Origin of the sequence: Streptomyces tyrfis, assembly GCF_037034285.1 — a bacterium.
Classification (GTDB): domain Bacteria; phylum Actinomycetota; class Actinomycetes; order Streptomycetales; family Streptomycetaceae; genus Streptomyces.
On the sequence record NZ_JBAGJZ010000074.1, the window covers coordinates 1 to 25,323 of the forward strand.

The 25,323-nt window shown below is 73.0% G+C and carries 17 protein-coding genes, 3 pseudogenes and 1 riboswitch; of the genes and pseudogenes, 6 read left to right on the plus strand and 14 right to left on the minus strand.

Translation table 11 applies throughout. From position 1 onward, the window contains the following. Positions 1-291: 291 nt before the first annotated feature. The gene (locus WA762_RS33755) at positions 292-1,023 is read right to left on the minus strand and encodes a L,D-transpeptidase (RefSeq protein WP_335941317.1); all 732 of its coding nucleotides are present in this window, start codon (positions 1,021-1,023) and stop codon (positions 292-294) included. A gap of 471 nt (positions 1,024-1,494) precedes the next feature. Between WA762_RS33755 and WA762_RS33760 the strand changes: the two genes are divergently transcribed. After that, a complete protein-coding gene (locus WA762_RS33760; RefSeq protein WP_335941319.1) occupies positions 1,495-4,098 on the plus strand; it encodes a DUF7507 domain-containing protein in 2,604 nt (867 codons plus the stop codon). Positions 4,099-4,243: 145 nt separating this feature from the next. On the opposite strand, the gene WA762_RS33765 is transcribed toward WA762_RS33760, so the two are convergent. The 6 genes from WA762_RS33765 to WA762_RS33790 all read right to left on the minus strand — a co-directional run bounded on the left by WA762_RS33765 (position 4,244) and on the right by WA762_RS33790 (position 13,477). After that, a complete protein-coding gene (locus tag WA762_RS33765; protein WP_443080748.1) occupies positions 4,244-6,127 on the minus strand; it encodes an ABC transporter ATP-binding protein in 1,884 nt (627 codons plus the stop codon). A gap of 715 nt (positions 6,128-6,842) precedes the next feature. Continuing rightward, entirely contained in the window at positions 6,843-7,817 is a 975-nt protein-coding gene (locus WA762_RS33770; protein WP_335941320.1) for a quinone oxidoreductase family protein, read from the minus strand. 313 nt (positions 7,818-8,130) lie between these two features. Further along, positions 8,131-8,958, minus strand: coding sequence for an MIP/aquaporin family protein (locus WA762_RS33775; protein WP_335941323.1), 828 nt, complete (start codon positions 8,956-8,958; stop codon positions 8,131-8,133). Positions 8,959-9,094: 136 nt separating this feature from the next. Next, entirely contained in the window at positions 9,095-10,741 is a 1,647-nt protein-coding gene (locus WA762_RS33780; protein WP_335941324.1) for an MFS transporter, read from the minus strand. 85 nt (positions 10,742-10,826) lie between these two features. Then, positions 10,827-11,480 carry a hydrolase gene (locus WA762_RS33785; protein WP_335941325.1) on the minus strand — a complete coding sequence of 218 codons (654 nt, stop codon included), beginning with the start codon at positions 11,478-11,480 and terminating at the stop codon, positions 10,827-10,829. A gap of 92 nt (positions 11,481-11,572) precedes the next feature. After that, entirely contained in the window at positions 11,573-13,477 is a 1,905-nt protein-coding gene (locus WA762_RS33790) for an amidohydrolase (protein WP_335941326.1), read from the minus strand. A gap of 1,168 nt (positions 13,478-14,645) precedes the next feature. Here WA762_RS33790 and WA762_RS33795 point away from each other — a divergent pair. Beyond that, positions 14,646-15,422, plus strand: a complete 777-nt coding sequence (locus WA762_RS33795) for a collagen-like domain-containing protein (protein WP_335941327.1) — start codon at positions 14,646-14,648, stop codon at positions 15,420-15,422. 266 nt (positions 15,423-15,688) lie between these two features. On the opposite strand, the gene WA762_RS33800 is transcribed toward WA762_RS33795, so the two are convergent. The 7 genes from WA762_RS33800 to WA762_RS33830 all read right to left on the minus strand — a co-directional run bounded on the left by WA762_RS33800 (position 15,689) and on the right by WA762_RS33830 (position 22,384). Beyond that, the gene (locus WA762_RS33800) at positions 15,689-16,105 is read right to left on the minus strand and encodes an SsgA family sporulation/cell division regulator (RefSeq protein ID WP_335941328.1); all 417 of its coding nucleotides are present in this window, start codon (positions 16,103-16,105) and stop codon (positions 15,689-15,691) included. Positions 16,106-16,186: 81 nt separating this feature from the next. Then, the gene (locus tag WA762_RS33805; RefSeq protein ID WP_335941330.1) at positions 16,187-16,615 is read right to left on the minus strand and encodes a hypothetical protein; all 429 of its coding nucleotides are present in this window, start codon (positions 16,613-16,615) and stop codon (positions 16,187-16,189) included. Positions 16,616-16,967: 352 nt separating this feature from the next. Continuing rightward, a complete protein-coding gene (locus WA762_RS33810; RefSeq protein ID WP_335941332.1) occupies positions 16,968-17,888 on the minus strand; it encodes a peptidase in 921 nt (306 codons plus the stop codon). A 295-nt stretch (positions 17,889-18,183) separates the two neighbouring features. Then, positions 18,184-19,503 carry a PP2C family protein-serine/threonine phosphatase gene (locus WA762_RS33815; RefSeq protein WP_335941334.1) on the minus strand — a complete coding sequence of 440 codons (1,320 nt, stop codon included), beginning with the start codon at positions 19,501-19,503 and terminating at the stop codon, positions 18,184-18,186. A gap of 255 nt (positions 19,504-19,758) precedes the next feature. Further along, positions 19,759-20,160 (minus strand): hypothetical protein, encoded by a 402-nt coding sequence (locus WA762_RS33820; RefSeq protein ID WP_335941336.1) that lies wholly within the window; start codon positions 20,158-20,160, stop codon positions 19,759-19,761. A 29-nt stretch (positions 20,161-20,189) separates the two neighbouring features. After that, positions 20,190-21,857: an energy-dependent translational throttle protein EttA gene (ettA, locus tag WA762_RS33825; protein WP_335941338.1), complete on the minus strand. Its 1,668-nt coding sequence runs from the start codon at positions 21,855-21,857 to the stop codon at positions 20,190-20,192. Positions 21,858-21,925: 68 nt separating this feature from the next. Further along, a riboswitch (Fluoride riboswitch) is annotated at positions 21,926-21,989 on the minus strand. 68 nt (positions 21,990-22,057) lie between these two features. After that, on the minus strand, positions 22,058-22,384 hold the full coding sequence (locus WA762_RS33830) for a hypothetical protein (protein WP_443080747.1): 327 nt from the start codon (positions 22,382-22,384) through the stop codon (positions 22,058-22,060). Positions 22,385-22,737: 353 nt separating this feature from the next. Between WA762_RS33830 and WA762_RS33835 the strand changes: the two are divergent. The 4 genes and pseudogenes from WA762_RS33835 to WA762_RS33850 all read left to right on the plus strand — a co-directional run. Further along, positions 22,738-23,145, plus strand: a pseudogene (locus WA762_RS33835) (condensation domain-containing protein); the annotation flags it as partial. A gap of 38 nt (positions 23,146-23,183) precedes the next feature. Further along, a pseudogene (locus tag WA762_RS33840) lies at positions 23,184-23,819 on the plus strand (MFS transporter); the annotation flags it as partial. Positions 23,820-24,374: 555 nt separating this feature from the next. Continuing rightward, entirely contained in the window at positions 24,375-25,052 is a 678-nt protein-coding gene (locus WA762_RS33845) for an HdeD family acid-resistance protein (RefSeq protein WP_335941342.1), read from the plus strand. 75 nt (positions 25,053-25,127) lie between these two features. Beyond that, positions 25,128-25,323, plus strand: a pseudogene (locus WA762_RS33850) (hypothetical protein); the annotation flags it as partial.

A 25,323-nucleotide genomic window follows, 5' to 3' on the forward strand; every position in this document is an offset into this window, starting at 1 on the left:
GACGAGCCGCACCACCTCACCGAGGGCGAGATGGACGGCCTCACCGAGGACGAGATGAACGATCTCCTCAGCGACGAGGACCGGGACGCCGACGAGGAGGACGACGAGTACGAATGGGTGCGGTGACCGTGCCGGGCGCCCGGACGGGTCCGCCGGCCCGTCGGCACGGGCGTGCCGGGGCCCCGCGACAGGCCGTCGGGACAGGACGCCGGGCCCCGGCGGCTCACGGCCGCTCGCGGCGCCCGCCCCTGCGGTCAGGCCGCCCGCGCGGCGCCGTGCACCGCTGATGCCTCAGGTGCCGGGCTTGGCGCCCCAGACGAACACCTGGTCACCGATCCCCACGCGGTCCCACAGCGTCTTCGCGTGCTCCAGCCGCAGATTGACGCATCCGGCCGAACCGCCGCCGTCGAACAGGTCGTCGTACCGGCCGTGGATCGCCTGACCGCCGTCGAAATACTGGGCGTACGGCATCGGCGCATTGTCGTACAGCTGCGAATAGTCGTCGCGGACGCGGCGGAAGATCTTGTGCATGCCCGGGCGGGTCTCCTCGCCCCAGCGGCCGGTCCGGGTGGCCACCGGCCCGAATTCCAGCTTCTTGCCGTTCTGCAGCCACAGGAACTGGCGTGTCATGTCGACGCACACCACCCTGCCGACATTCACCGGGCACGAGCCGTCCGCATTCGGACTCTCTCCCGCTCGCACGAGCTGGGTCTGGCGGTACGCCTCCAGCCCCGCGTATCCGTCCTGGCGGCTCAGCTTCTGCCGGAGCTGGAAATCGCGGATGGCCGCGCAGTCCTGCGGCGACTGACGCCCGTCCACCGGAAGTTCCAGGAATTCCTCCAGCTGTCGCTGGTACGGCCCGGTGGGCGCCGCGCACTCCTCGCTCCCGGACGCCGCCGCGCCCGCCCGCTGCGCGGCGGCGGCCTGCGGGGCCAGGACCGTGAGCGCGCCCGCGCACACCAGCCCGACCAGCACCCGCGGACCACCGCGACGGAAGATCCGGCGATCGGATAGCGCATTCATATGGCGAGCCTGGGCCAGCCCGCAGCGTGCCGCCACCGCTCGCGGACCGACCGGGGGACCGCGATCCGTTCCGACGATTCCCAATCCGTCTTTCCGGCGAAGGCCGTCGAAGTCGTCGGGGCATCTCGCGCTGTGCGCGGCCGGTTTGTGAATCTCCGCCCGGGTACAGCGGAGAAATGCCCTCGCGGATATCGCCCGAGGCGGTTCGGAGTGGCGCGAGGCCTGCCCGGCCGGACAGGCCCTCACTGACAGGGGCCCGCCGCACCGGAACGGAATTTCTCCTCGTGAACCCATGCCGAGATGCGGGGAGTTCTCGCCCCGAGGCAATGCGGCTTAATATTCCTATAGTTCCGGATGCGGATTCCCTCGCGGTCCCTCATAATCCGCCTGCGTAGGCCGGAAGTAGGGGAGTTCCCTTCGCGAGGCGTGTTGCCGTCATTCATCGGAATGCTCCCCCCTACGTTTCGCGGCATGAGTCTGAGACCTCTCCGTGCCAAGGCCGGAAGATCCGAGCAACGCAGGCTGAAGAGATGGGCCGTGAACGGCGTCGCCGTACTCGGCCTGGTGGCAGCCGGGTTGGGGCTGCCGAGCCAGCCGGCCGGAGCACAGCCGGCCGGTGTGCCGCTGGTGGACGAGACGTTCACCGGGGCCACGGCGAACCCGGAGTTCGAGGGGTTCGGTCCCGCCTGCCTGACCGGCGCGCCCCAGGCGCCCGCGCAAGGTCCCGGCACGCACCCGCTCACCGGCTGCCCGCCCGGCGCCATCGGCCCCGTACCGCCCGACGACGCCGCGCCGCACGGCTATCTGCGGCTGACCGACGCCTCCAACGACCAGTCCGCCGCGGTGCTCTACAACCACGCGCTGCCGGCGAACCAGGGACTGGTCGTCAGCTTCGACCAGTGGCAGTACGGCGGCACGACCAACCCGCCGGCCGACGGCATCTCGTTCTTCCTCATCGACGGCGCCGGGTCGCTGACCGCCCCGGGGGCCTTCGGCGGAAGCCTCGGCTATGCGCAGAAGCTGCCCGACGACGACCCGAACGCGACGTTCCTGCCGGGCGTCGACCACGGCTACCTCGGGGTCGGCCTGGACGTGCTCGGCAACTACTTCGGCGACTGGGAGCACCGGGGCAACGGCTGCGCCACGCGCTCACCGGCCGGCACGTCCTTCCATGTCCCGGCGCCCGGTCCGAACATGGTGACCCTGCGCGGCCCCGGCGACGGCACCGAGGGGTACTGCTTCCTCACCGCGACGACCAGCAACTTCACGACGACGGGCCCCTGGCCCTCGACCCTACCGGGGCAGTTGCAGGGACCGACGACCTCGATTCCGGCCGGAGCCACGCCGGAGGAGGCCGAGGCGCTGCTGGAGCCGTCGCGCCGCACGGTGACCGTCGAGGTCTCCCCGTCGCCCGACCCGGTGGTCACGGTGTCGATCGACTTCCACGACGGCAACGGCACCCAGCAGGTGTTGTCCACCCCGGCGCCCCAACCGCTTCCCAGCACCTACAAGTTCGGCTTCGCCGCCTCGACCGGGTTGTTCACCGATGTCCACCTCATCCGCAACCTCGTCGTGCACTCGGCCGCTCCGCTGCCCCAGCTCAACCTGGTCAAGCAGGTCTCGCAGAGCCCGCCGCTGCCGACCCCGCTGATGCCGGGACAGACGGTGCCGTACCAGTACGTCGTGACCAACAGCGGCGGCGTCCCGCTGACGGACGTGAACGTGACCGACGACCGGGTCACCGGCATCACCTGTCCGCAGACCACCCTCGCCGTGGGCGAGACGATGACGTGTACCGGCGCCTATACCGTGACGGAGGCGGACGCCGCGGCGGGTTCGCTCACCAACACCGCGGTCGCGCACGGGCGGACCGACGGAACCACGGTCGACTCGCCGCCCGACGACGTCACCCTGCCGGTGCAGTCCGGCCCCGGGCTCCGCATGGAGAAGTCGGCCGACGACACCCGCGTCTACGAGGCGGGCGACACCGTCACGTACACCTACACCGTGACCAACACCGGCCCGGTGGAGCTGACCGGTGTCGGCATCACCGACGACCGTGTGACCGGTGTGACCTGTGAGGCGACCACGCTGGCCCCCGGCGCCACCACGACCTGCACCGGCACCTACACGGTCACCGACGCGGACGCCGCGGCCGGCTCGGTCACCAACACAGCGACCGCGCACGGCCAGGCGGACGGCACAAGGGTGACATCGCCGCCCGACGACGTCACCATCGTCGTCGGCTCCGAACTGGGCCTGCGGCTGGTGAAGTCGGCCGACGACACCCGCGTCTACCACGCCGGCGACCTGGTGACGTACACGTACACCGTCACCAACACCGGTGATGCCACCCTGACAGGCATCGGGGTAGACGACGATCTGGTCCCGAACGTGACCTGCCAGGCGACCACGCTGGCCCCGGGCGCGACCACGACCTGCACCGGCACCTACACCGTCACGGACGCGGACGCCGCGCGGGGTTCGGTCATCAATGTGGCGGCCGCCCACGGACGGTCGGGCAACACCCAGGTGGTGTCGGAACCCGACGACGTCATCCTGCGGGTCGCGACGGAGGCCGGGCTGCGGCTGACGAAGACCGTGGACCGCTCGCACGCCTACCGGGTGGGCGACACGGTCACCTACACCTACACCGTCACCAACACCGGCTCGCAGGAGCTGACCGGAGTCACCGTCACCGACGACCGGGTGACCGACGTGACCTGTGAGGCGACCACGCTGGCCCCGGCCGGACAGCCGGGCTCCAGCACCACCTGCACCGGGACCTACCGGGTGACCGAGGCCGACGCCAAGAACGGCCATGTCGTCAACACGGCGGTGGCCACCGCCGAGAACGGCTCCGTCAGATCGAACGAGGCAACGGCCCGGATCGACGTCAAGAAGAAGCCGTGCGAGGGCAAGCACTGTCCCAAGCCGCCGAAGCCGTGCCACGACAAGCACTGCCCGAAGCCCACGCCCAAGCCCACGCCGAAGCCGTGCCACGACAAGCACTGCGAGAAGCCCGAGCCGAAGCCCGAGCCGTGCCGCGACAAGGGCGGCTGCCACACGAAGTGACGTGGCACCACCTCTGAGCGGCACATGAACGCGGGGCGCCCGCCACCACCCGGTGGCGGGCGCCCCCGCGTGTCCGCCGGAGCGCCACGGCCCGGTCACGGCGCCCGGCGCCAGAGGGGCCTTGGCCGTGTGGTCGCCGGCCGGTCTACGGATCGGCCCCGGGGCGCGCCGGTGAGGGGGCGCCGTCCTGGTGCGGCTGGAGACCGCGCTCGAAGAGCGTGGCGTAGAGTCCCTTGCGCCCCAGGAGCTCGGTGTGGGTGCCGGTCTCCACGAGCTGTCCCCGGTCGAGGACGAAGATGCGGTCGGCGTCGGAGGCCAGGGCGAGATCGTGGGTGATCACGATGGTGGTGCGTCCCCGCGCCAGGCGTCGCAGAGGGGCGATGATGCGCTCGGCGGCCAGCCGGTCGAGTCCCGTGGTGGGTTCGTCGAGGAGCAGCACCGGGGCGTCGCGCAGCATGGCCCGGGCGATCGCGATGCGTTGCAACTGGCCGCCGGAGAGGCGGGCGGTTCCGGTGGACACGACGGTGTCGTAGCCCTCGGGCAGGGCGCGGACGAAGCCGTCGGCGTCCGCCGCCCGCGCCGCCGCCACCACCTCCTGGTGCGTCGCGCCGTCGCGCCCGCAGGCGATGTTGCGTTCGATGGTGTCGTGCAGGACGAGCGTCTCCTGGGGCAGCAGCGTGATGTTGCGGCGCAGATGCTCCAGCGGCATCCGGTCGACCGGCACCCCGTCCAGCCGGATGGCCCCGGCGTCCGGATCGTAGAACCTCAGCAGCAGCGCCGCCAGGGTCGACTTGCCCGCGCCGCTGGGGCCGGTGACCACGACGAGTTCGCCGGGGACCGCAGTGAACGAGAGGTTCCGCAGGACCGGTTCGTCGGCGCCGGGGTAGCGGAACCAGACCCGGTCCGCCTCGATCCGGCCGGCCGCCCGGTCCCGGACCGCGATGGTCAGGGCGGGATCGGGGTCGGTGACGGCGGGCGGCGAGTCGAGGATCTCCAGCAGACGCTCGGCGCCCGCCGTCGCCGCGGTGGCCGTCAGACCGAGCTGCCCCAGGGAGCGGATCGGCGGATACAGATAGCCGATGAAGGCGGCGAAGGCCAGCAGCTGGCCGAGCGTCATGCGCCCCGCGGAGATCTCCCACGTCCCCAGGCCGATGATGGTCAGCACGCACAGGGCTTCCAGCACCTCGACGAGCTGCTCGTAGAACTCGGTGAGCCGGACGGCCCGGACCTCCGCCTTCAGCCGCAGTCGCGCCTTGTGCAGCAGCCGCTCCTCCTCGTCGCGCCGCCGGTTGTACGCCTGCGTCATGACGACGTTGACCAGGGTCTCCTCGACCACCGCGGTGATCGCCCCGTCCGCCGCGCGCCCCCGCCGGGACACGGCCCGCAGGGGCCCGGCGAACCGGCGGGTGGTGAACCAGAAGAGCGGCACCATGAGGAACGTGGCCAGGGCCAGGTCCCAGCGCAGCCACAGCGCGGCGGCGGCGTAGAAGACCGTGCTGAACAGGGCCGAGGCCGCGCCCACGATGCCGGACACCACCAGCGCCTCGATCGCCTCCACGTCGCCCGTCAGCCGTTCCACCAGATCGCCGCGGCGGTTGCGCTGGAAGAAGTGCGGGGGCAGCGTCTGGAGATGGCTGAAGACCCGGGCCCGCAGCCGCAGCACGAAGCGCTCGGCGGCCCAGGCCGCGAGCGAGTTCCCCAGATACCCCGTCACCGCCCCGGCGGCGGCCACCGTCAGCCACTGCCCGGCGGGCTTCCAGAAGGCGCTGACCGAACCGTCCCGCAACGCGGTGTCGGTGAGCTCGGCGAACAGCAGGACCGTGATGGTCTCGGCCACCGCGGACAGGATGGCGCACAGAATGACGAGGACGAACCAGCCCCGGTCTCCCTTGGTCAGCGGCCAGAAGCGCCGGAACGCCGCCATGATCTCCACGGGATCGGTCCGGATCGGCACATCCGTGTCCGGACCCGAACCCTCGGAGACCTCGTCATCGGGCGCCAGGCGTCCCGGAGAACCACGCAGGAGCATGAGCGTCACATCACCACAGGCGCCCGCTCACAGCCACTCGGCCAGGGCCACTCGGCCCTGGCGCGCCTTTGGTGCGGACGACCGGGACCGAGCGGGACCGACCGGGACCGGTCCGGCCATGGGTCCGGCCCCGAATCCGGTCAGAATCCGGTCAGAATCCGGACAGCGAGACGGGCCCGCGCCGAAGCGCGGGCCGGCCTCTTGCTCGGGGATGAAGTCGAGGGGATGTCAGTAGCGTCCGCCGCGACCGCGACCACGTCCGTAGCCGCCGCGTCCGAACCCGCGACCACGACCGCGACCGCGTCCGTGTCCGCGTCCACGACCGTGTCCGCCGTGGCCCCTGCCCCTGTGGTCGAAGATGCCCTGAATCTTCATCTTCGCCTCCTTCGTAGGATTTTAAGGGTGCCGCTCCTTGCTCTTGCTGCGGCACTACCGACACTACGACGACCCTCTGGGGCCAACAACTCGTGGGAGCCGCAATCGGCGTCAGGATTCCGCTTTTCCCTCGGATATTGCGGAGTTATTTCCGGTTCACCGCCTTCGAGAAGGCTTGGAAACCCCTGGGCATTCGAGTGAACGGCTATTTCTGAAAGGCGATTCGGAAATGAGGAACGGGGGCCGGTTTGCCCGGTGCGCCGGTGGAGGTGCGCGGCGGCAGGGGGATGCGTAGGCTTGCCCGTGTGCCCCGGAGAGCCGCCGCGCACCCGACTCCCGCTCAGGGGCACACGACGACGCGGCCCCGGGCCCCGTGCGCGACGGCGGTGTAGGCGTCCTTGCCGTCCGTCAGGCCGTAGCGGGCGGCCACCGGAAGCGGCAGGAACCTGCCCTGCTCGAAGAAGGGCCGGAGCAGGCCGAGACGGGTGCTGCTCCGGGTGGCGTCGAGCCGGCGGCTGTCGCAGCCCAGGATCCGGGTCTCGTTGTGGTAGAGGTCGAGCAGGTCGATCTCCACCGTCCGGGTGCCGACCGAGGAGATCACCACCAGCCGGCCGCCGTGGGCCAACGAGGCCAGTGCCGCCGGTGTGGTGACGCCGCCGACGGCGTCGTACACCACGTCGGCCCCCCGGCCCGCGGTGTGCCGTACGACCCCGGCCCCGACGTCCTGCGGGTCGCCGAGCGCGACGAACGCGTCCAGGGCCGCGGCGGCGGGCGAGGACGGGGCGGGCTCGACCCGGTCGACGCCGATCACACGGGCGCCGAGGGCGCGCGCGATCTGCGCGACGGCGCCGCCGACGCCGCCCGAGACGCCGAACACCGCGATCGACTCCCATGCCGTCAGCTTCGCCGTCTCGACGGCGCCGAGCCAGCCCACGACGAAGTTGACCCCCACCACCGCGGCCTCCTCGAAGCTGAGCCGTTCGGGCTTGCGGGCCAGGGCCGTCGTCGGAATCGTCAGCAGCTCCGCGTGCGAACCGTCCCGGGTGAACCCGATGTCGCCCCCCGTCCCCCAGACCTCCGCGCCGATCCAGTCGGACGGCCCGTCCACCACGACACCGGCGAAGTCGCGTCCCGGCGTGCGCGGGAGGGTGGTCCCCTCCATCCGCCCGGCGACGTTCTTCAGGTCCGAGGGGTTCACCGAGGCGGCCCTGACCGCGACGACCGCTTCGCAGTGGTGCCGTGCGACCGGGTCGGGGACATCGGTGAGCCGCAGGACGTCAGGATCTCCGAAACGACTGAAACGAAGAGCGCGCATGGTGAGACCTTTCTTGTCGTTCACTCGCATGTCAGGGGGAAGAAGCGTGCTGTGGGGTGGCGGTCGAAGGAAGTTGATAAATTCCGTTCGGGTGATCGGTGGTATGGGCAATGAAGTCGTAATAATTTCTTCGAGTTACTGGATCGCGCGAGTCTTTTAACTCTGAACGGCGTGGTTTCATGGGGCGGTCCGCATATGTTTCCGCGATTCTCCGCCGCGGGCGCCGGAGGCCCGTGACGCGGCGTGCGCGACGAGGGGGCGGAGCGCGAAGTCCGCCCCCTTCGACCTCCGCCCCGCACCCGGACCGGCTCCGTCACCGCGGCAGCGGGCTCCCGTCGGCCCGGGTGCCGCAGAGCCGGTGGGTGAGCACGGCCCGACGGGCGCGCAGGCGCTCCAGGGCGAAGGCCGCGATCACCGCGCCCACCATCGGAGCCACCAGGTACACCCACAGGAAGGCGAGCTCCCCGGACGCCACCGCGGGGCCGAACTGACGCGCCGGATTGACACTGCCTCCCGTGCTGGTCCCGAGCAGGGCGATGGCCGCGCCGATGAGGAAACCGACGAGCCAGGGAACGGCGGGCGCCAGCCGGGGCGTCTGCAGGAAGTACCCGACGAGGTACACGATGACGCCCATGCCGGCCGCCTCCGCCGCGAACAGCCAGCCCTCCGTCCACCCCGATGCGGGCTGCAGCGAGGCGTAGAAGACCGGGGCCCGTCCGACCGCGGGCCCCCACACGGCCCGGGCCGCGAGCACGCCCAGCAGCGAGCCGGCGAGCTGCGCCACGATGTACGGGACCACCGAGACCCCCGGGAAGACGCCGAAGCGCCACATGGCGAGCGAGATCGCGGGATTGATGTGCCCGCCGGAGAGCCGGCCCGGCCGGCTCAGGATGAGCCCGGAGAGGAGCAGACCGACCGCCGCGCCGACGAGCAGCAGCTTGGGATGGATCTGCGGAATCGCGTCGGAGACGGCGGAGGGACCCAGCACCCAGCGCACGATCGTGGTGACGCCGAAGAGCAGCACGAGCGTCAGCAGGCACTCCAGGGCGCTGCGCCGCGCGATGGCCGACGGCGTCACGGGGTCGTTCCCCGGCGCGGCGGGCGCCGGCGGCGCGCCGGACGACGTGGATTCGGTGGTCATGGCCGCGATCACCTCCGGTGGATGAGAGGGACGGGGAACGGGAGCGGCCGCAGGGCGGTCCGGTGGCCGGAACGGGTCCGCGCGCCCGTACGCGCCGGGCGGCCGCCCGGCTCCGTCGCGCCGCCCGGCCGACGGGCTACCCCGGTCGGCTCGCCCGCGCGGGCAGGTAGTGGGTGACCTGGAAGGGGTGGTCGGGATCCACCAGGGACCGGGCGCGCTCCTCGGTCTCCCGGTCGAAGCCGGTGAGACGGCCGCTGTGCTGCCGCAGATGCTCCTCCCAGGAGGCGACCTGGAAGACCTCCAGATAGGTGTCGGGGCGCGTGCCGTCCCGGTACAGGTCCCAGTGGAGCGCGCCGGTGCGCAGCCGGGACCTCCCCATGGCCCGCATGGACTCGATGAAGAGATCGGCGTTCCGCGGCGGGACGCGGTACTCGATGGTGACGAGCACCTGGCCGCCGGTCTCCGGGGGGTCCAGCACCAGGGCGGGGGCCGCCCAGTGCATGGAGACCGACCGGTCCAGTTGCGTGTCGGGCACCGCGAGCGCCAGACCGGCCAGCGAGGCGGCCGCGAGGAGCACGGCGGCGACCAGCAGCGCCGGCACCAGGCCGATCCGATCGGCGACCCCGCCCCAGACCGCGGCCCCGACCGCCATGCCGCCCTGAAAGATGGTCAGGTAGAAGGCCAGGGCCCGCGCCCGCACCCAGCCGGGGGTCGTCACCTGCATCTGGGCGTTGAGCAGGGACAGCACCCCCACCCACGCGATCCCGGAGAACACCAGGACCAGGCCGACGAGCCAGGGGATGCGCAACAGCGCCAGCAGCGCCAGGGTCACCGCGAACAGGATCCCTCCGGCGGCCAGCGTCGTATTGCTCGACCAGCGGTCGCGCACCCGGGGCAGCAGGGCGGCCCCGAACACCGCGCCCACGCCGACCGCCCCGAGCAGCACGCCGTAGCCGCCCGCGCCCATGCCCAGCTCCTGTCGCGCGGCGACGGGCAGCAGCGCCCACAGGGCGGCGGCGCACGGCACGAACAGCAGCGACCGGGCCAGCACCCGGCGCACCCTCGGCGCGTTCCGCACATAGCGGTTGCCGGCGCGCAGCGCCGGGAGGATCCGTTCGGCCCCCATCGGGTCGGGCTCGGCCCGGCGGCGCCAAGTCGCGAGGGCGGCGAGGGTGACGAGGAAGGACGCCGCGTTGACCGCGAAGACCGTGGCCGTGCCGGCCAGCGCGACCACCAGTCCGCCGAGCGCGGGGCCGACGGCGCGGGCGAGGTTCATGTTCACCCCGCCGAGGGCCGCGGCGGAGGGAATCTGCTCCCTGGGTACGAGTTCGGGCTGGATGGCCTGCCACGCCGGGTTCATCAGGGCGGTGCCGCAGCCCAGCACGAAGGTCAGCGCCAGGACGCCGTACGAGTTCATCCGGCCTAGGGCGGTCAGCGCGGCGAGCAGCCCGGCGGCCGCCAGCATCAGCACCTGGGCGCCCAGGAGCAGTCTGCGGCGGTCGATGATGTCCGCCAGGGCGCCGGCGGGGATGCCCAGCAGCAGGACGGGCAGACTGGCCGACGTCTGGACCAGGGCGATGAGACCGGCCGAGCCCGACTCCTGGGTGATCAGCCACTGGGCGCCGACCGTCTGCATCCAGCCGCCGACGTTGGAGACGAACTGCGCGATCCACAGGGTCCGGAACACCCGCAGCCGCAGCGGCTGCCAGGTCGATACCGGGGCGGCGCCGGCGGGCGGCGGCTTGGCGCCGGCCGCCGTGCCGCCGTCCACAGGAGGTGTCATCCGTTGTCGCTCCCTGCCTGGGTCGGGGACGGGGGACGGGGCGGGCACGGCGTCCGCCCCGGAGCGGGGGCCCCGTCCGCCCGGATCAGTGTGCGGGCAGCATGGCACGGGCGTAGGCGACGCCCACCCCGTACGCCCCGGCGTGTTCCATGACGACGTCCATGACCGGGCCGTAGGTCTCGGTGCGGCCCCAGTCGCGCTGCCATTCGAGCAGCGTGGTCAGCCAGGTGGTGGGCACCACGCCGTTCTGCGTCATGCGTTTGACGGCGTTGTCGTGCGCGGCGACGGACACCCCGCCGCAGGCGTCGGTGGGGACGTGCACCTCGTACCCCTGTTCCACCGCGGACAGCGCGGCGAGCGAGATGCACACCTCGGTCCACAGCCCCGCCAGCACGATCTTCGGACGGCCGGTCGCCTTGACCGCGTCGACGACGCGCTGGTCCTCCCAGCAGTTCATGGTGGTCCGGTCGATCGGCGGGATGTCCGGGTAGACCTCGGCCAGTTGCGGCAGCAGCGGACCGGAGAAGCTCTTCGACGCGACGGTGGTCAGCACCACCGGCACGCCGAACACCTTGGCGGACTTGGCCAGCCCCACGGTGGCGTTGATGATCTCGCCGCGGTCGGCGTTGGTCGTGCCGAAGAACATCTGCGGCTGGTGGTCCACCAGCACCAGCACACTGTTCCCCGGGCTGAGGAGCGACGCCGCGGGGTCGGCCTTCACGTTCTGGGTGTTCACCACGATGCCGAACCTTTCGTCGTGCGGGGGCTGTTCTCCGGGCTGTGCGCCGCGGCCCGGCGGCCGCCGGGCCGGGAAGGGCGCCTGTGCGCCGGTCACAGCACGAAGCAGGCGTCGAAGATCTCGGAGGGGCGGGTGCCGTCCTGGGCGAAGCCCCGGGCGAGGCGCCACTGCCGGTGCTCCTCGGACTCGGCCGCCGCCTCGACCAGGGCCCGCGCCTGACGCACCCCCGAGGGCGGGGTCGGGAGCACGGTCCGGTGGAATCCGCCGTAGTGGGCCACCGGGCTCCAGGCCGGCTCGACGCCGGGCAGCGGTGCGGCGAGGCCCTCGAACTCCCCGGCCGCGTAGACGATCCGGCCGCCGACGACGGTCAGCAGGGACTCGATGTGCGAGATGTCCTCCTCCGGCACCGAGAAGAAGTCCTCGGTGAGCACCGCCAGGTCGGCGTAGTAGCCCTCCTTGAGGATGCCCTTGACGTCGCTCTCGCCGCTGAGTTCGGCACCGCCGACCGTGTACATGCGCAGCGCGGTGGCGCGGTCGACCCGGTTCTCGGGGGACGCCAGCAGCCGCCCGCCGATGGTGCGTCCGCGCACCAGCCACTCCAAGGACAGCCAGGGGTTGTAGCTGGAGACCCGGGTGGCGTCGGTGCCGGCGGCGACCGTCATGCCGGAGTCGAGCATCTTGCGGATCGGGGGCGTGTCGGCCGTGCGGGCGGCCCCGTAGCGTTCGCTGAACGCGCTGCCCTGGAACATCATGCGGTTCTGGATGGACAGGGCGCCGCCCATGGCCGCGATCCGGTCGAGGCCGGCCTCGGACACGGTCTCGGCGTGGTCGAAGAACCACGGCACCCCGCGCGGGAAGCCGCCGTCCGCCGCGATGGCGTCGAAGACGTCGAGGTTGGCGCGGATCGTCTCCTCGTACGTGGCGTGCAGCCGGAAGCCCCAGCCGTTGTCGAGCAACAGGCGTACCGCCGCGTCGAGTTCGCTGTCCGCCTGCTCGGGGCGGAGCGGCCGGGGCTCGGTGAAGTTCTCGTAGTCGGCGGGCGACCAGGCGAGGTTCTCGCCGGCGCCGTTCAGCCGCAGCCACGCGTCGCCGTCGCCCGGCCGCACCATGCCGATCCACCGTCGCAGATCGTCGAGCTCCTGCCCCGCGGTCTGCGGGAAGAGGTGGTACGCGATGCGCATGGTCAGCCGACCCTGTTCGGCGAGCTTCATCACCGCCCCGTAGTTCTCGGGGAAGTTCTGGAAGCCGCCGCCCGCGTCGATGGCGCTGGTCAGACCCAGCCGGTTCAGCTCGTGCAGAAAGTGCCGGGTGGAGCCGACCTGTTCGTCGTCCGGCAGCGTGGGCCCCTTGGCGAGGGTGGCGTACAGCAGCCCGGCCGCGGGGGCCGCCAGGAGCATTCCGGTGGGCTCGCCCGAGTGGTCGCGGACGATCTGCCCGCCGGGGGGAGCCACGCTGTCCTTGGTGAATCCGACCGCCTTCACCGCGGCGTGGTTGAGGATGGCCGACTGGTACAGATGCAGCACGAACACCGGAGTGTCTGGGGCGGCGGCGTTCAGCTCCGACACGGTGGGCAGCCGCCGTTCGGCGAACTGCTCCCCGGTCCACCCGCCCACCACGCGCACCCACTGGCCCCTGGGGGTGCGCGCGGCCTGCTCGCGCAGCATCCACAGTCCGGTGCGCAGCGAGGGGACGCCGTCCCAGCGCAGCTCCAGCAGATAGTTCAGCCCGCCGCGGATCACATGCAGATGGGAGTCGTTGAGTCCGGGAACGATCCGCCGGTTGAGGGCGTCCACCACCCTGGTCCGCGGGCCCACGAAGGGGGCGACGTCGGAGTCGTCGCCCAGGGCGGTGATACGGCCGTCGCGGACGGCCAGGGCGGCGACCGAGGGCCGTGCGCCGTCCCCGGTGTGCACACGGCCGTTGCGGATGACCAGATCGGCCGGCTCCCGCGCCTCGGGAGAAGGGACGACGCCGTCCACGGGCATGACATTGATCATGTGAACGCTCCAGGGTCATGGGCGGGAGGACGCTCCCGCCCGTCGGCCGGTCGTCGGCCGTGTCGGGCACGGCGCCTGCCGGCCCGCGGGCCGGTACTGCCGAAGGGCTTGTCCGCCGCCGACCTGCCCGACAGCCACCCGTGGGCCGCAGGGCCCACACTCCTCGAGACGTCGGCGCGACGGACCGCGCCGGGCTCCGCCGCCGTGGCCGCGTCCCGGTGTCATGGACGCGGATCGCGCCCGCCACGACCCCGGCCCGGCCGGTGTCCGGTGGGCCGGGGCCCCGGTCGCCCGGGGCGGGCGGCGGTCGGCGCCACACGGCACGGCTCGATCGGGAAGTCCATGGGATCTCCGACTGTGTCCGGGAGAGGCCGAAGCCAGCGAACGGGAACGGATTCCGTCCCGATTCGGAGGCTAGACAGGTCCCCTCGCGGCGGCATCTCGATCTGACGCGCCGCTCCGGCCGCGCGGCCCCGCGCCCGGGCGTCTCCCCGACGGCCGCGCCCGCGCGGACGACCGGCGCGCCGTACCCGACGGCGTCCCGGCACGGAGCGGCCGTCGCGCCGGACTCGACGGCGGTCGGCGAACGGGCCCGGGCGCCGCGCCCGCCGCCGGTTTCCCCGACCGGGCCCGCGGCGGAAGGGCGGGACCGGCGGCCGGGTGCGGAACGGCCCGCCGGACGGGGCCGGTCAGGTGAACGGGCCGGACGCGAGCCGATTCCCGGTCGGACCGCGGCCCTTGAGCCGCCGAGTCCGCCGCCCGTCGCGGTGCGCCCGCCGGTCCCGCGCGGCGAACGGGCGACGGACGCGGCGCGGTGTCGCCCGTCGGGGCGCGGCGGGGACGGGCCTGGACCGGTCGGGTGGCGCGTGAGCGGGGCAGCCCACCGGGCGGGCTGCGGGGTCCGGGGCCCGCGGGCGCCGGGCGGCACAATCACTCCATTGGTTACCGGGGTAACCACGTTCATCGTGCTCTCATATGACATGGCTGATCACCGTCGAGCGGATCAGCCGCGCAGGCGTTCCCCGCCGACGGGGATGCCGCCTGCCGAGATCGGCCGTCCCTCTTCCTGCCGCCCCCGCCACCTACGCGGAAGTCCTGCCGAATGCACTCTCGCGACCGTCACACCCGCTGCTGCAGATCTCATCTGAGACATCTCAAGGCCGTCATCGTGCTGGTCCTCGGAACCGCCGCGCTCATGTGCACCGTCCTGCTGACCCTCTACCGGAACGGCTATGTGACGGCACGGGGCGACGGGGCCGCCTCTCACGGCGCCACCACCGTCCAGAGGGAGCCCGTGCGGCCGGCGCCACCGCTCGGACGCGGCGGAACGACGGGACCGGCGGGGCACGCGGGGGAGAGGCCGAGGACCGGGGACGTCCTCGAACCCATGGCCAATGCCGGGGTCGCGCCCCTGAGGGAGGACGGTCCCTCCGGCCTGCCCGGCCCCGCGGAGTCCGGGGGGCCGGGGGGCTCCCCGGAGGTGCGAGGCCAGGCGGGACAGGACGGGCCCAGGATCCCGGCTCCGAACGATTCGGCCGGACCCGCCGCGCTCGCCGGGCCACGGGGGCCGGGGGAGGAGCCGGGCGAAGGGGAGGCGGGCGGCGAGGCCGCCGGCCGGATCGGGCTGGACGGCAGGGACGGCGCGGACGGCGCGCCCGGGCCCGCCGGGGAGAGGGGGGCCGCCGGCCCTCCCGGATCGGCGGGACCCTCGGGCCCGCCGGGGCCCAGCGGACCGCCCGGCCCCACCCTTCCGCCGGTCAACCCGTACTGGCCCTACGGGCAGCCGATGGCGGCGCCGGTCCCGAGCGACTACTACCGCCGCGAGGACAATGCCGGCCTGCTCGCGATCGTCCTGGTCGCGTTCCTGTCGGGCGGACTCGCCGCGTACACGCTCCGCAGGCTCTTCGACCGCCTGCACACGTGCGAGAAGGAGCCGCACCACTGAGGCGCCGCGGGCTGCCGGCGGTTCGCGCGCCTCGCGCCGGGGGCCCCGGCGCACGCGCGTCCTGATCGGCGCGGCCGGAGTGCCGATCGGCGCCGGGACGCTGCCGTCCGCGCCGCGCACCCCGGTCGTCCCCGTCCCATCCGCCGAACACATCGGCGGGCCGGGCCGGTCGAGCGGGGGCGGGTGACATCAGGGGACCGGCGGCGTGGTCACGGTCGCGGCGGCGGACCGCCGCGGACACCCGGGCCCGGGCCCGCGCCGGGGCCTCAGCCCGTGCCGTGGAGCAGCCGGCACAGCTCGGCCTCCACGTCGAGGTCGTCCGTCTCCCGCCCCGCCGGAACCAGCTGGTAGGTGTGGGTCAGCCAGTCCGTCACGACGCGGAGCGGCGCGGCGAGCCGGGCCCGGCCCGCGGGGGAGGAGAGGGCGAGATTGAGCACCGCCGGCCGCCCGGCGCCGCTGGGCCAGAGGCGGATGTCCCCGTCCCCGGTCGGCCGGAGGAGGCCGTCGGCCAGGAGATCGCGGGCGAAGGTCCACGTCACCGGCGATTCGGTACCGGTGTGGAAGGCGAAGGTCACGGCGTACGGATCGTCCGAACCGTAGCGCAGGCAGGCGGGCACCGTGACGTGCTCATGCGAGGCGAGCACGAGCTGCATGTCGAGTGACTTGTCCAAGTGGTAGGCCATGGCCTGATCAGCTCCTGGGCACCGGGCGGGCGGCCGCGCCGCCGGCCGTGCGGAGGCACGGCGGCGCGGCGCGTCCCGGGATCAGCGGAAGAGGTGGTGGCCGAAGCCGTGCGGGAGGCTGGTCACCAGGACCCACGTGCCGTGGACCGAGTGGTAGAGCCGGTGGCCGTCGTAGCGGTACTGACGGCCGTGGTCGTAGCTGTACCAGCTGCTGCCGGTGCGGTACCAGGTGCGGTAGCCGTCCCAGCGGTGGCTGCGGTCCGAGCGGTGATCGCGGTTCCAGCGGGAGTCGCGGTCACCACGGTCCCAGCGGGAGTCGTGGTCGCCGCGGTGGGTGTCCCACCGGCCGTGCTCGGCTGCGACGGCGGTGTGGGACACGGTGGCCGCTCGCTCGGCCGCGGGGCGCGGTGCCGCCGAAGCGGCTCCGGTCGCCGTCAGCAGCGCGCCACCGGCGAGCACCGTGGCGACGGCCGTGGCGGCGATCCGCCGTCCGATCATGCGGTTCAGCATGGTGTATCTCCTTGCTCCTTCCGCGACCGCTGGGTTGCCGGCCGCGGAACTCATGCCGGGTTGTCCGGATATTTCGGAACCCTACGCGAGATCTAGTTGAACATTGAACTTTGATCTCGTGAGGTATTTCACCTGATCGGGAAGGGAGGGAGGGGGGAACAAAACGAGGCGCCGTCGCATCGCGCGAGGGGCCCGTGGGGCCCTGGGCGGGGGCGCGGGCGGGAACACGGCGACCGCCCCCGTCACCGGGCCTGCGGCAGGTGACGGGGGAGGGGAGGGCGGCGCGGGACGGTCGCGGGCCCGCACTCCGTCGGCCGGGCCGTGACGGCCGGGCCGTGTGGCGCGCGGGACGTCAGCTGTTCTGGGCCCCGTTCCAGACGTCGTAGGCGGCATTGCCGTACGACGAGGCCGCGGCGGCGGAGCCGTAGCTGCCCGAGTAGGCGCCGGTCTGCGTCGCGGAGCCGTCGGCCTGGTAGTGCTCGATCCAGGCGCCGCCGCTGGCACCGCCGGACAGGCCGTTGCAGTTGTCCATCAGCCGCTGCCCGCCGGGACCGGCGTAGCCCTGTCCCTCGCACCACACGGCGTAGTCCTTGTCCGCCGGAAGGCCCAGGATGTGCGCGTAGTTGCTGGACCAGTTGAATCCCAGCCCGGTGGAGCCGACGACGTCCTGGACACGTCGGCCGTTCGGCGTGTCCAGGACGAGGAAGGCGCTGTCGTTCTCCTGGCCGCCGCCCGTGAGCCAGCCGGCGCTGCGCCAACCCCACCAGCCGTAGGGGGCGTTGCCCTTGTCGTAGTTGGGGGCGAAGCGGTAGTTGGTGCCGCCGTCGCCGAAGCCGCAGTGCCGCGCGGTGGCCACCACCGAACGGTTGTTGCTCGTCACGACGTTGGCGGAGCAGATGTAGTCGCCCTTGCCGGGGATCGTGAAGTACAGGCGGCCCACGGTGCCCCAGACGCTGGACCGGATCTGGGCCCCGGAACCGGCCGTGGGCCGGGTCGCGGGAATGTGCACCGGCTCGCCGCTCTCCCGGGCGACGGCGCCCGCGGCGGCGCGGTCCACGGCGGGGGCGGGCGCGGGCATCGGCCGGGCGTCGCGGATCCGTTCCGGCGTCCAGTAGGCGTCGAGCTGCGCGCGGGACGCGGTGTTGGCGACCGTCGCGGTCCCGGCGCCGGAGTCGTGCGTCCGTTCCTGCGCGACGGCCGTGACGGGCGTCAGGGCCGCGCAGAGGCTCGCCGCCGCGGCGAGGGCGGTGAGGGTGAATCGACGTATGCGCATGAGAACCTTCCTGGTTCGGCGGTGGATCCGGCGCGTCCAACGTCGCAGCAGGAGGTCAACGAGAGATCAACGCGCGCTCAACACCGTTGAGGCGCCGACGGGATTCGGTGCCGGACGGGACGCGCGACGACCGGCCGGAGGCGTCCCGCCGACGGGCGCGGCGCCCCGCGGACCGTGCGCGACCGGCCGCCGAGGAGCTTCCCCCGGCCGGCACACGTCCGGAGACTCGTCGTACCGGGTGAGGGCGTCCGCGGGCGGCCCCGGACCGTGGAACCGGCGGCGGCGTGTCCTCGGGTCAGAAGGCGGGCCGATCCCGGCTGGTCGGCACACGCAGGGCGAGAACCGCGATGTCGTCGTGCTGATCGTCACTCAGCCGGGCGAGCAGTTCGTCGCGCAGGACGGCCAGCGGCTCGCGAGCGAGCGCGGTCGCGTGCTGGCGCAGCCGCGTGAGGCCGCGGCCGATGTCCTCGCCGGGGCGTTCGATGAGGCCGTCGGTGTAGAGGAGCAGAGTGGAACCGGACGGCAGCTCCATGGTCGCGGTCGTGCGTTCGAGGCCCGGATCCACTCCCAGGACGGGAGCGAGGCCGTCCTCCAGCAGCAGGGTGCGGCCGTCGGGCCGGGCCAGCAGGGGCGGCGGGTGGCCGGCATTGGTCCAGTGCAGCCGCCACGCTCCCTCGGCGGGCGTCTCGATGCGAGCGATGACGGCGGTGACCAGTTCGATGCCGGTCAGGCCCTGCATCACCCGGTCCAGACGGCGCATCACACCGGCCGGGTCGTCACCGCTGTCGTAGGCGAGCGCCCGCAGCATGTTCCGCAGCTGTCCCATCCGTACGGCGGCGGCCAGATCATGGCCGATCACGTCCCCGATGGCGAGGATCGCCGATCCGTCCGGCAGCGGGAAGGCGTCGTACCAGTCCCCGCCCACCTCGGCCCGCTCCCGGGCGGGCGAGTATCGGCTGGCGAGCTGAAGATGGCCCAGGCCGGTCAGGTCCGGCAGCAGGGAGAGCTGGAGCTGTTCGGCGGTGTGCTGCTGGAGCGCGTACAGACGCGCGTTGTCGAGGGCGAGGCCCGCCCGCTGTCCCAGGTCGGCGGCCAGTGCCTGCTCGTCTTCGTCGAAGGGGAGAGCCGGCGCCCGTCGAACGAAGGTGAGGGCGCCCAGGGCCTCGCGTCGCACGCGCATCGGCACGATGAGCACGCTCGCGGCGCCCAGGGTGCGGTACAGGGACCACTGGGCCGACTGCAAACGGTCGTTCGGATCGGGTGCGCCGAGGTCGGTCACCACGACGGGTCCCGCGCCCCGCAGCACTCGGGCCAGCGCGGCGGCCGAGTCGTCGGGTCCGGGCAGGATCCCGCCGGGCAGCACCCGAAGCGCCCGGTCGGGCTCCCGGTCCGTGATCGTCAGCCGGCGCAGCGACTCCCCTTCGATCACGTCGACGACGCACGCGTCCGCCAGATGCGGCACCACCACCCGGGCCAGCCGACGCAGCGCCTCCTTCGCGTCGAGGCCCGAGGCGAGCGCGCGGCTCGCCTCGGCGAGAACCCTCAGCCGGGCCGCGGCGACCTCCGGTACGGGCTCGTCCGGCGGTCCCTTGGGCCGTGGGGGCTTCCGCGTCATCGCGCTCCTTCCCGGTGTTCCCCGCCCGTCCGCCTCCCGGCGGCGGGGCCGGTCGACTTCAGTCTGCGCGTCCGGCCGACGCGGGACGTCCGGACGCGCCGGACCTGCCCGACCGGACGGGCGGATGGGCGGATGGGCGGACGGGCAGACGGGCGGACGGGCGGAGGAGTAGGACGGGCGGAGGAGTAGGACGGGCGGAGGCTCACGCCGCGCGCGCCGGCCTTCGCGGTCCGGACCTGCCCGCCGGGTCTCCCCTCATGGCTCGCGCGGCCCGGGACACGCGCCGCCCGACGGTTTCGGCGCGCGGTTCGGGCAGTCGGTCACGCGGAAGCGGCGCAGTCCGTCCCGGCGGGCCAGGGCGCGGGCGGCCGCGTGCGCGGTGCGGTAGGCGCCGATCTCGTGAGCGGTGGCGGCGGGGACGGCGACCCAGCGGGCGCTGCGCCCGTCGTGGTGCCGGCGCACTCGGCCGAGGAGCCGTCCGTCGCAGGCGACGACCTGGATGATCGCGTGTCCGGGGAACAGCGGAGTGCACGCCAGGCCGCGGATCCGCGTCAGCCGCTCGACGGCCTGCTCCTCGCAGATGTGCCATTTCGCGTTGATGACGGTGAGCTGGGCCGTGCGAACCGCGGCGACCGCCTCGTGGTCGAGATCTGTCATGGCGGAGGCTCCAAGTGAGTCGCGGGCCCTCAGCCGCGGACCAGGCGGCGGTGGGTGATCCGGTGCGGGCGGGCCGCCTCAAGGCCCAGCCGCCGTGTCTTGTCGGCCTCGTAGTCGGCGAAGTTGCCCTCGAACCAGAGCCAGTCGGCGCCGCCCTCCCAGGCGAGCACATGGGTGGCGACGCGGTCCAGGAACCACCGGTCGTGAGCGGTGATCACCGCGCAGCCCGGGAAGTGGAGCAGCGCGTGCTCCAACGAGGCCAGCGTCTCCACGTCCAGGTCGTTGGTCGGCTCGTCCAGCAGCAGCAGGTTTCCGCCCTGTCTGAGGGTGAGCGCGAGGTTGAGCCGGTTGCGTTCGCCTCCGGACATCACCCCCACGGGCTTCTGCTGGTCGGCGCCCTTGAAACCGAAGGTGGCGACGTAGGCGCGCGAAGGCATGTCCACCTCGCCGACCCGGATGTGGTCCAGGCCGCCCGAGACCGCCTCCCACACCGTCCTGTCCGGCTCCAGCCCGGCGCGGTTCTGGTCGACGTAGGAGATCCTCACCGAATCGCCGAGTCGCAGGACGCCCGAGTCCGGACGCTCCCGGCCGACGATCATCTGGAACAAAGTGGTCTTGCCGACGCCGTTGGGGCCGACGACGCCGACGATGCCGCCGCGGGGCAGCGAGAAGGACAGGTCCTCCATCAGCAGCCGGTCGCCGAAGCCCTTGGTGACGTGGTCGGCCTCCAGGACCAGGCTGCCCAGGCGCGGTCCGGGCGGGATCTGGATCTCATCGAAGTCCAGCTTCCGTATCCTCGCGGCCTCGCTCGCCAGCTCCTCGTAACGCTGCACGCGCGCCTTGGACTTGGCCTGGCGCCCCTTGGCGTTGGAGCGCACCCACGCCAGCTCCTCCGCCAGCCGCTTCCGCAGTCTGGCGTCCTTGCGGCCCTCCACCTGGAGGCGGGTCTCCTTGGTCTGGAGGTAGGTGGAGTAGTTGCCCTCGTAGGGGTAGGCGTGGCCCCGGTCGATCTCCAGGATCCACTGGGCGACGTTGTCCAGGAAGTACCGGTCGTGGGTGACGGCGACGACCGTGCCCGGGTAGTCCGCAAGGTGCTGTTCCAGCCACGCCACGGACTCCGCGTCCAGGTGGTTGGTGGGCTCGTCCAGCAGCAGCAGATCCGGCTGGGACAGCAACAGCCTGCACAGCGCGACCCGGCGCCGCTCGCCGCCCGACAGATCGCGCACCGGCGTGTCCGGCGGCGGGCAGCGCAGGGCGTCCATCGCCTGCTCCAGCCGGGACTCCAGGTCCCAGGCGTTCGCGTGGTCCAGACTCTCCTGGAGGCCGCCCAGCTCGTCGAGCAGCCGTTGCATCTCCTCGCCGTCGGTCTCGCCGAGACGGGCGGTGACCTCCTCGTAGCGGTGCAGCATGCGGCGGATCTCCGCCACGCCCTCCTCGACGTTGTCCCGCACGGTGGCGGAGTCGTCGAGGCGCGGCTCCTGCTCCAGGATGCCGATGCCGACGCCGGGCGCGGGGAACGCGTCGCCGTTCGTCGGCCGCTCCAGCCCCGCCATGATCCGCAGGACGGTCGACTTGCCCATCCCGTTCGGGCCCACGACGCCGATCTTGGCGCCGGGCAGGATGAAGAGGGTGACGTCGTCGAGGATGGTCCTGTCACCGTGGGCCATGCGGGCCTTGCGCATCGTGTACACGTGCATCCGCGATGCCTCCGTGGCAGAGCCGCCGGTCCGCGGTGCCACCGCCGTGGGTCCGCCGGGGGCGGCCGGTCGTCGTAGAGGCCATCGGCACGGGACGTGCGGTCGAGGGCGAGCCTCATCGCCCGTGCCCTCCATGGTGCACCCGGCCCAAGGCCCGCGCCAGCCGCCGCGGCGGGAGCGGGGTACGCCTCGGGGCCGGCTCAGGCCGACAAGCGGCCGGCCTGGGAGAGGCGGCGCGACGCGGCCAGCAGGGCGCGGATCCGCAGTCCGAACTGGTCGATGTGGCGCACGGGGCTCTCGAACAGGACGCGGGCGTCGTGATGGGTGTGCGGGTACTCCAGGCGCAGGGTCAGCCCGCACCGGTCGATGCCCAGCGGGACCACCCGGCGCAGCCCCGCCTCCGGGCGGGGACGGACGGGCCTCAGAAGCTCGGAGAACATGCCGCTGCCCCACGCCCTGACGGTCAACGCGCTGGTGCGCGACGACCGGCTCGGCATCCGGCTGACCTGGCCGGAAGCCCTGTTCACCGCCACCGGGATCGAGGAACTGGCCGGGCGCCCGCGTGCCGCGCTCCTCGACGTCGCCGCCGCACCGGAGATCCGCCTGCTCGGCGACGACCGGTCGTTCGCCGAGGTGCAACAGCTGACCCCCCTGCAGGAGGTGATGCTGCGGCACTCGCGCATCGAACGACCCGACCCGTACACCGTGCAGTCGTGCTTCTCCCTCACCGGACCGCTCGACACCGACGCCACTGCGCGCGGCGGGCGCCGATCTGCTGGCGCGGCGCCCGAACCTGGGCGCCGTGTTCCCGGCCGATCCCGCCGTCGTACCGAAGGAGCCCGTCCCCGGCTTCCGGGTGTGCGAGGGGCCGGCCGACGCGGTGCTCGCCGCCGACCTGGCCGAACCGTTCGACCTCCGCACCGGCCCGCTGGTCCGGCTGACCGTGATCCGGCACCGCGCCGAACGCCTCGACCTGGTCCTGACCAGCCATCACGTCCTCTCCGGCGGCTGGTCGGCGCCGCGCATCCTCACCGAGCTGTTCGCCCTGTACACGGCGCGGGCGCGCGGCGAGGCTCCCTTTCTGCCCGTCCCGGTGCCGTTCGGCCGCTACCTCGACTGGCGCGCCGCCCACGAGCCCGACCTCGGCGCCTGGGCGGACGAACTGGAGGGGCTGCCCGAGGGCGACTACCTGGGGGCCGGGCCGGACGGACCGGGGCCGGCCTGGCAGGAGCCCGAGGTGGTCACGTTCGACGCTCCGCTGGTCGCCGGGCTCACCCGCCTCGCGGCACGGCGCGGCCTCACCCCCAGCATCCTGGTGCGGGGAGCGTGGGCGGCGCTGCTCGCCCGCCGTCACGTGGCGGTGGTGCCGCCCCTGCCGCGGCGGGCGGCCTTCGACGTCCGGGGCGCGGCGTTGCTGTCCCCCGGGCTGGCCGTCCTGGTCCTCGGTCTGACCGAGGCGGCCCATGGACGCACGGTGCCGGCGACGCTGGGCGTGACGGCCGGACTGCTGATGCTGGCCGGACTTGTCGTGCACGGACTGCGGGCCGGCGACACGGCGCTGGTCGCCCCCGGTTCTTCACCAGGCCGCCTTTCGGGGCCGCGGCCCTGGCCCTGCCCCTCCTGGGCGCGTCGGTGTTCGGCACGACCTTTCTGCTGCCGCTCCACTTGCAGACGGGGCGCGGGCTGTCGGCATGGCAGACGGGCATGCTCCTGGTCCCGCAGGGGCTGGGCGCGGCCGCCGGGTCCGTACTGGTCAACCGCACCATCGACGCGCTGGCCCGGAGAACTCTGGTGATCACCGGTGTCACGCTCGTCCTCACGGGCATGGTGCCGTTCACGCGACTCGACCACGACCTGCCGGACGCCGCGATCGTCGCGGCGCTCCTGGTGCGCGGCTTCGGGACGGCCATGATCAGCGCCCCGGTGATGAACATCGTCTACAGCCGCATCGAGCCCGAGCGGATCGCCGGCGCCTCCGGAGCGCTCAACCTGCTCAACACCGTGGGCGGTTCCCTCGGGACCGCGGCCCTGGCCGTGGTGCTCCAGGACCGGCTGGACGCCCGGCACCAGGATGTTCCCGCCGCCTTCGCCGACACCTTCTGGTGGGTGGTCGGTCTCGGGCTGCCGGCCGCGGCGGGGACGACGACCGGGCGCGCCGCGGGCCGACGCCCGGGGGAGGAGGACCGAGCGGTGTCACCGGCCCCGGCCCCGGAACCCGGACCGGGACCCGGACCTGGGGGCGAGGTGTGCCGTCGCGGGCCGGCCGGCCCGCTACGGAACTGCTGTCCGCCGCGTACGGGTGGCAGACGCTGCGGGCCGTCGGACACCGGCGTCGCTCCCGGAGGATCTCGGCGCGCGGACCGTCCCCGCGACGCCCGGCCGCGCCCGGCCGCGCGGCTTCGCCGCCGTCTTCCGCCGGGCCGTGGTAGCCGCCCCGGGCGCGGTCCCCGCCTGCGCCGTCAGCCGGTTGGACCGGCAGGGGTGGCGGGGCGTCCGCGCCCGGTACAAGCATGGATCATGACCGACGTACCGAGCGGTTCCCCCCGGGGACCGGAATACGACGACCGCCACACTCATGCCGCGGGGAACGTGCACGCGCCGAAACCGCAGCCGGGCTACATGGAGCCGCCCTTCGAGGGGTTCCTGCACCACCTCTCCCGCACCGCCTGGCAGGTCGTCCTGTTCACCGGCATCGCCTCCCTGATCCTCGGGATCGTGCTCCTGGCCTGGCCGGGCCCGTCCCTGCTGGTCGCCGGGATCCTCTTCGGCATCTACCTCATTCTCAGCGGCGCGCTCCAACTGGCGGCGGCCTTCGGCACGCACAAGGCGACCTCGCTGCGCGTCCTGGCCTTCATCAGCGGCGCCCTGTCGATCCTGCTGGGCCTGTTCTGCTTCCGGGGCCGACTGGAGTCGATCCTGCTGCTCGCGTTGTGGATCGGCATCGGCTGGCTGATTCGCGGGATCACCCACACCCTGGCCGCCCTTCACGACCCCGTCATGCCCGCGCGCGGCTGGCAGGCCGTCCTGGGCGTCGTCACCTTCATCGCGGGGATCGTGCTGATCACCTCGCCGTTCACCTCGGTCGCAGTGCTCACCCTGGTCGCCGGCTGGTGGCTGATCGTGGTCGGCATCGTCGAGATCGTGACGGCGTTCCGGCTCCGTGGCCGCGCGCAGCGGATCCCGCGCACAGTGTGAACTCTTCGGCCGGCGACGCGCTCACTCTCGGTTGCCACGCCCACTTCATGCCGGAGGCTGGCATCAAGGGGCACGGTGCCATGGACGGACCGGTCCGGGAGCGGGGAGACCGGCAGGCCGGTCGAAACTTCCCGGATTCTCGCCACGGTCGTTGACTGGGCGGGCCGTACGGGCGGGCTGGTCCTGGAGGACGACTACGACGGCGAGTTCCGTTACGACAGGCAGCCGGTGGGAGCCCTGCAAGGACTCGATCCGGAGCGCGTGGTGCACA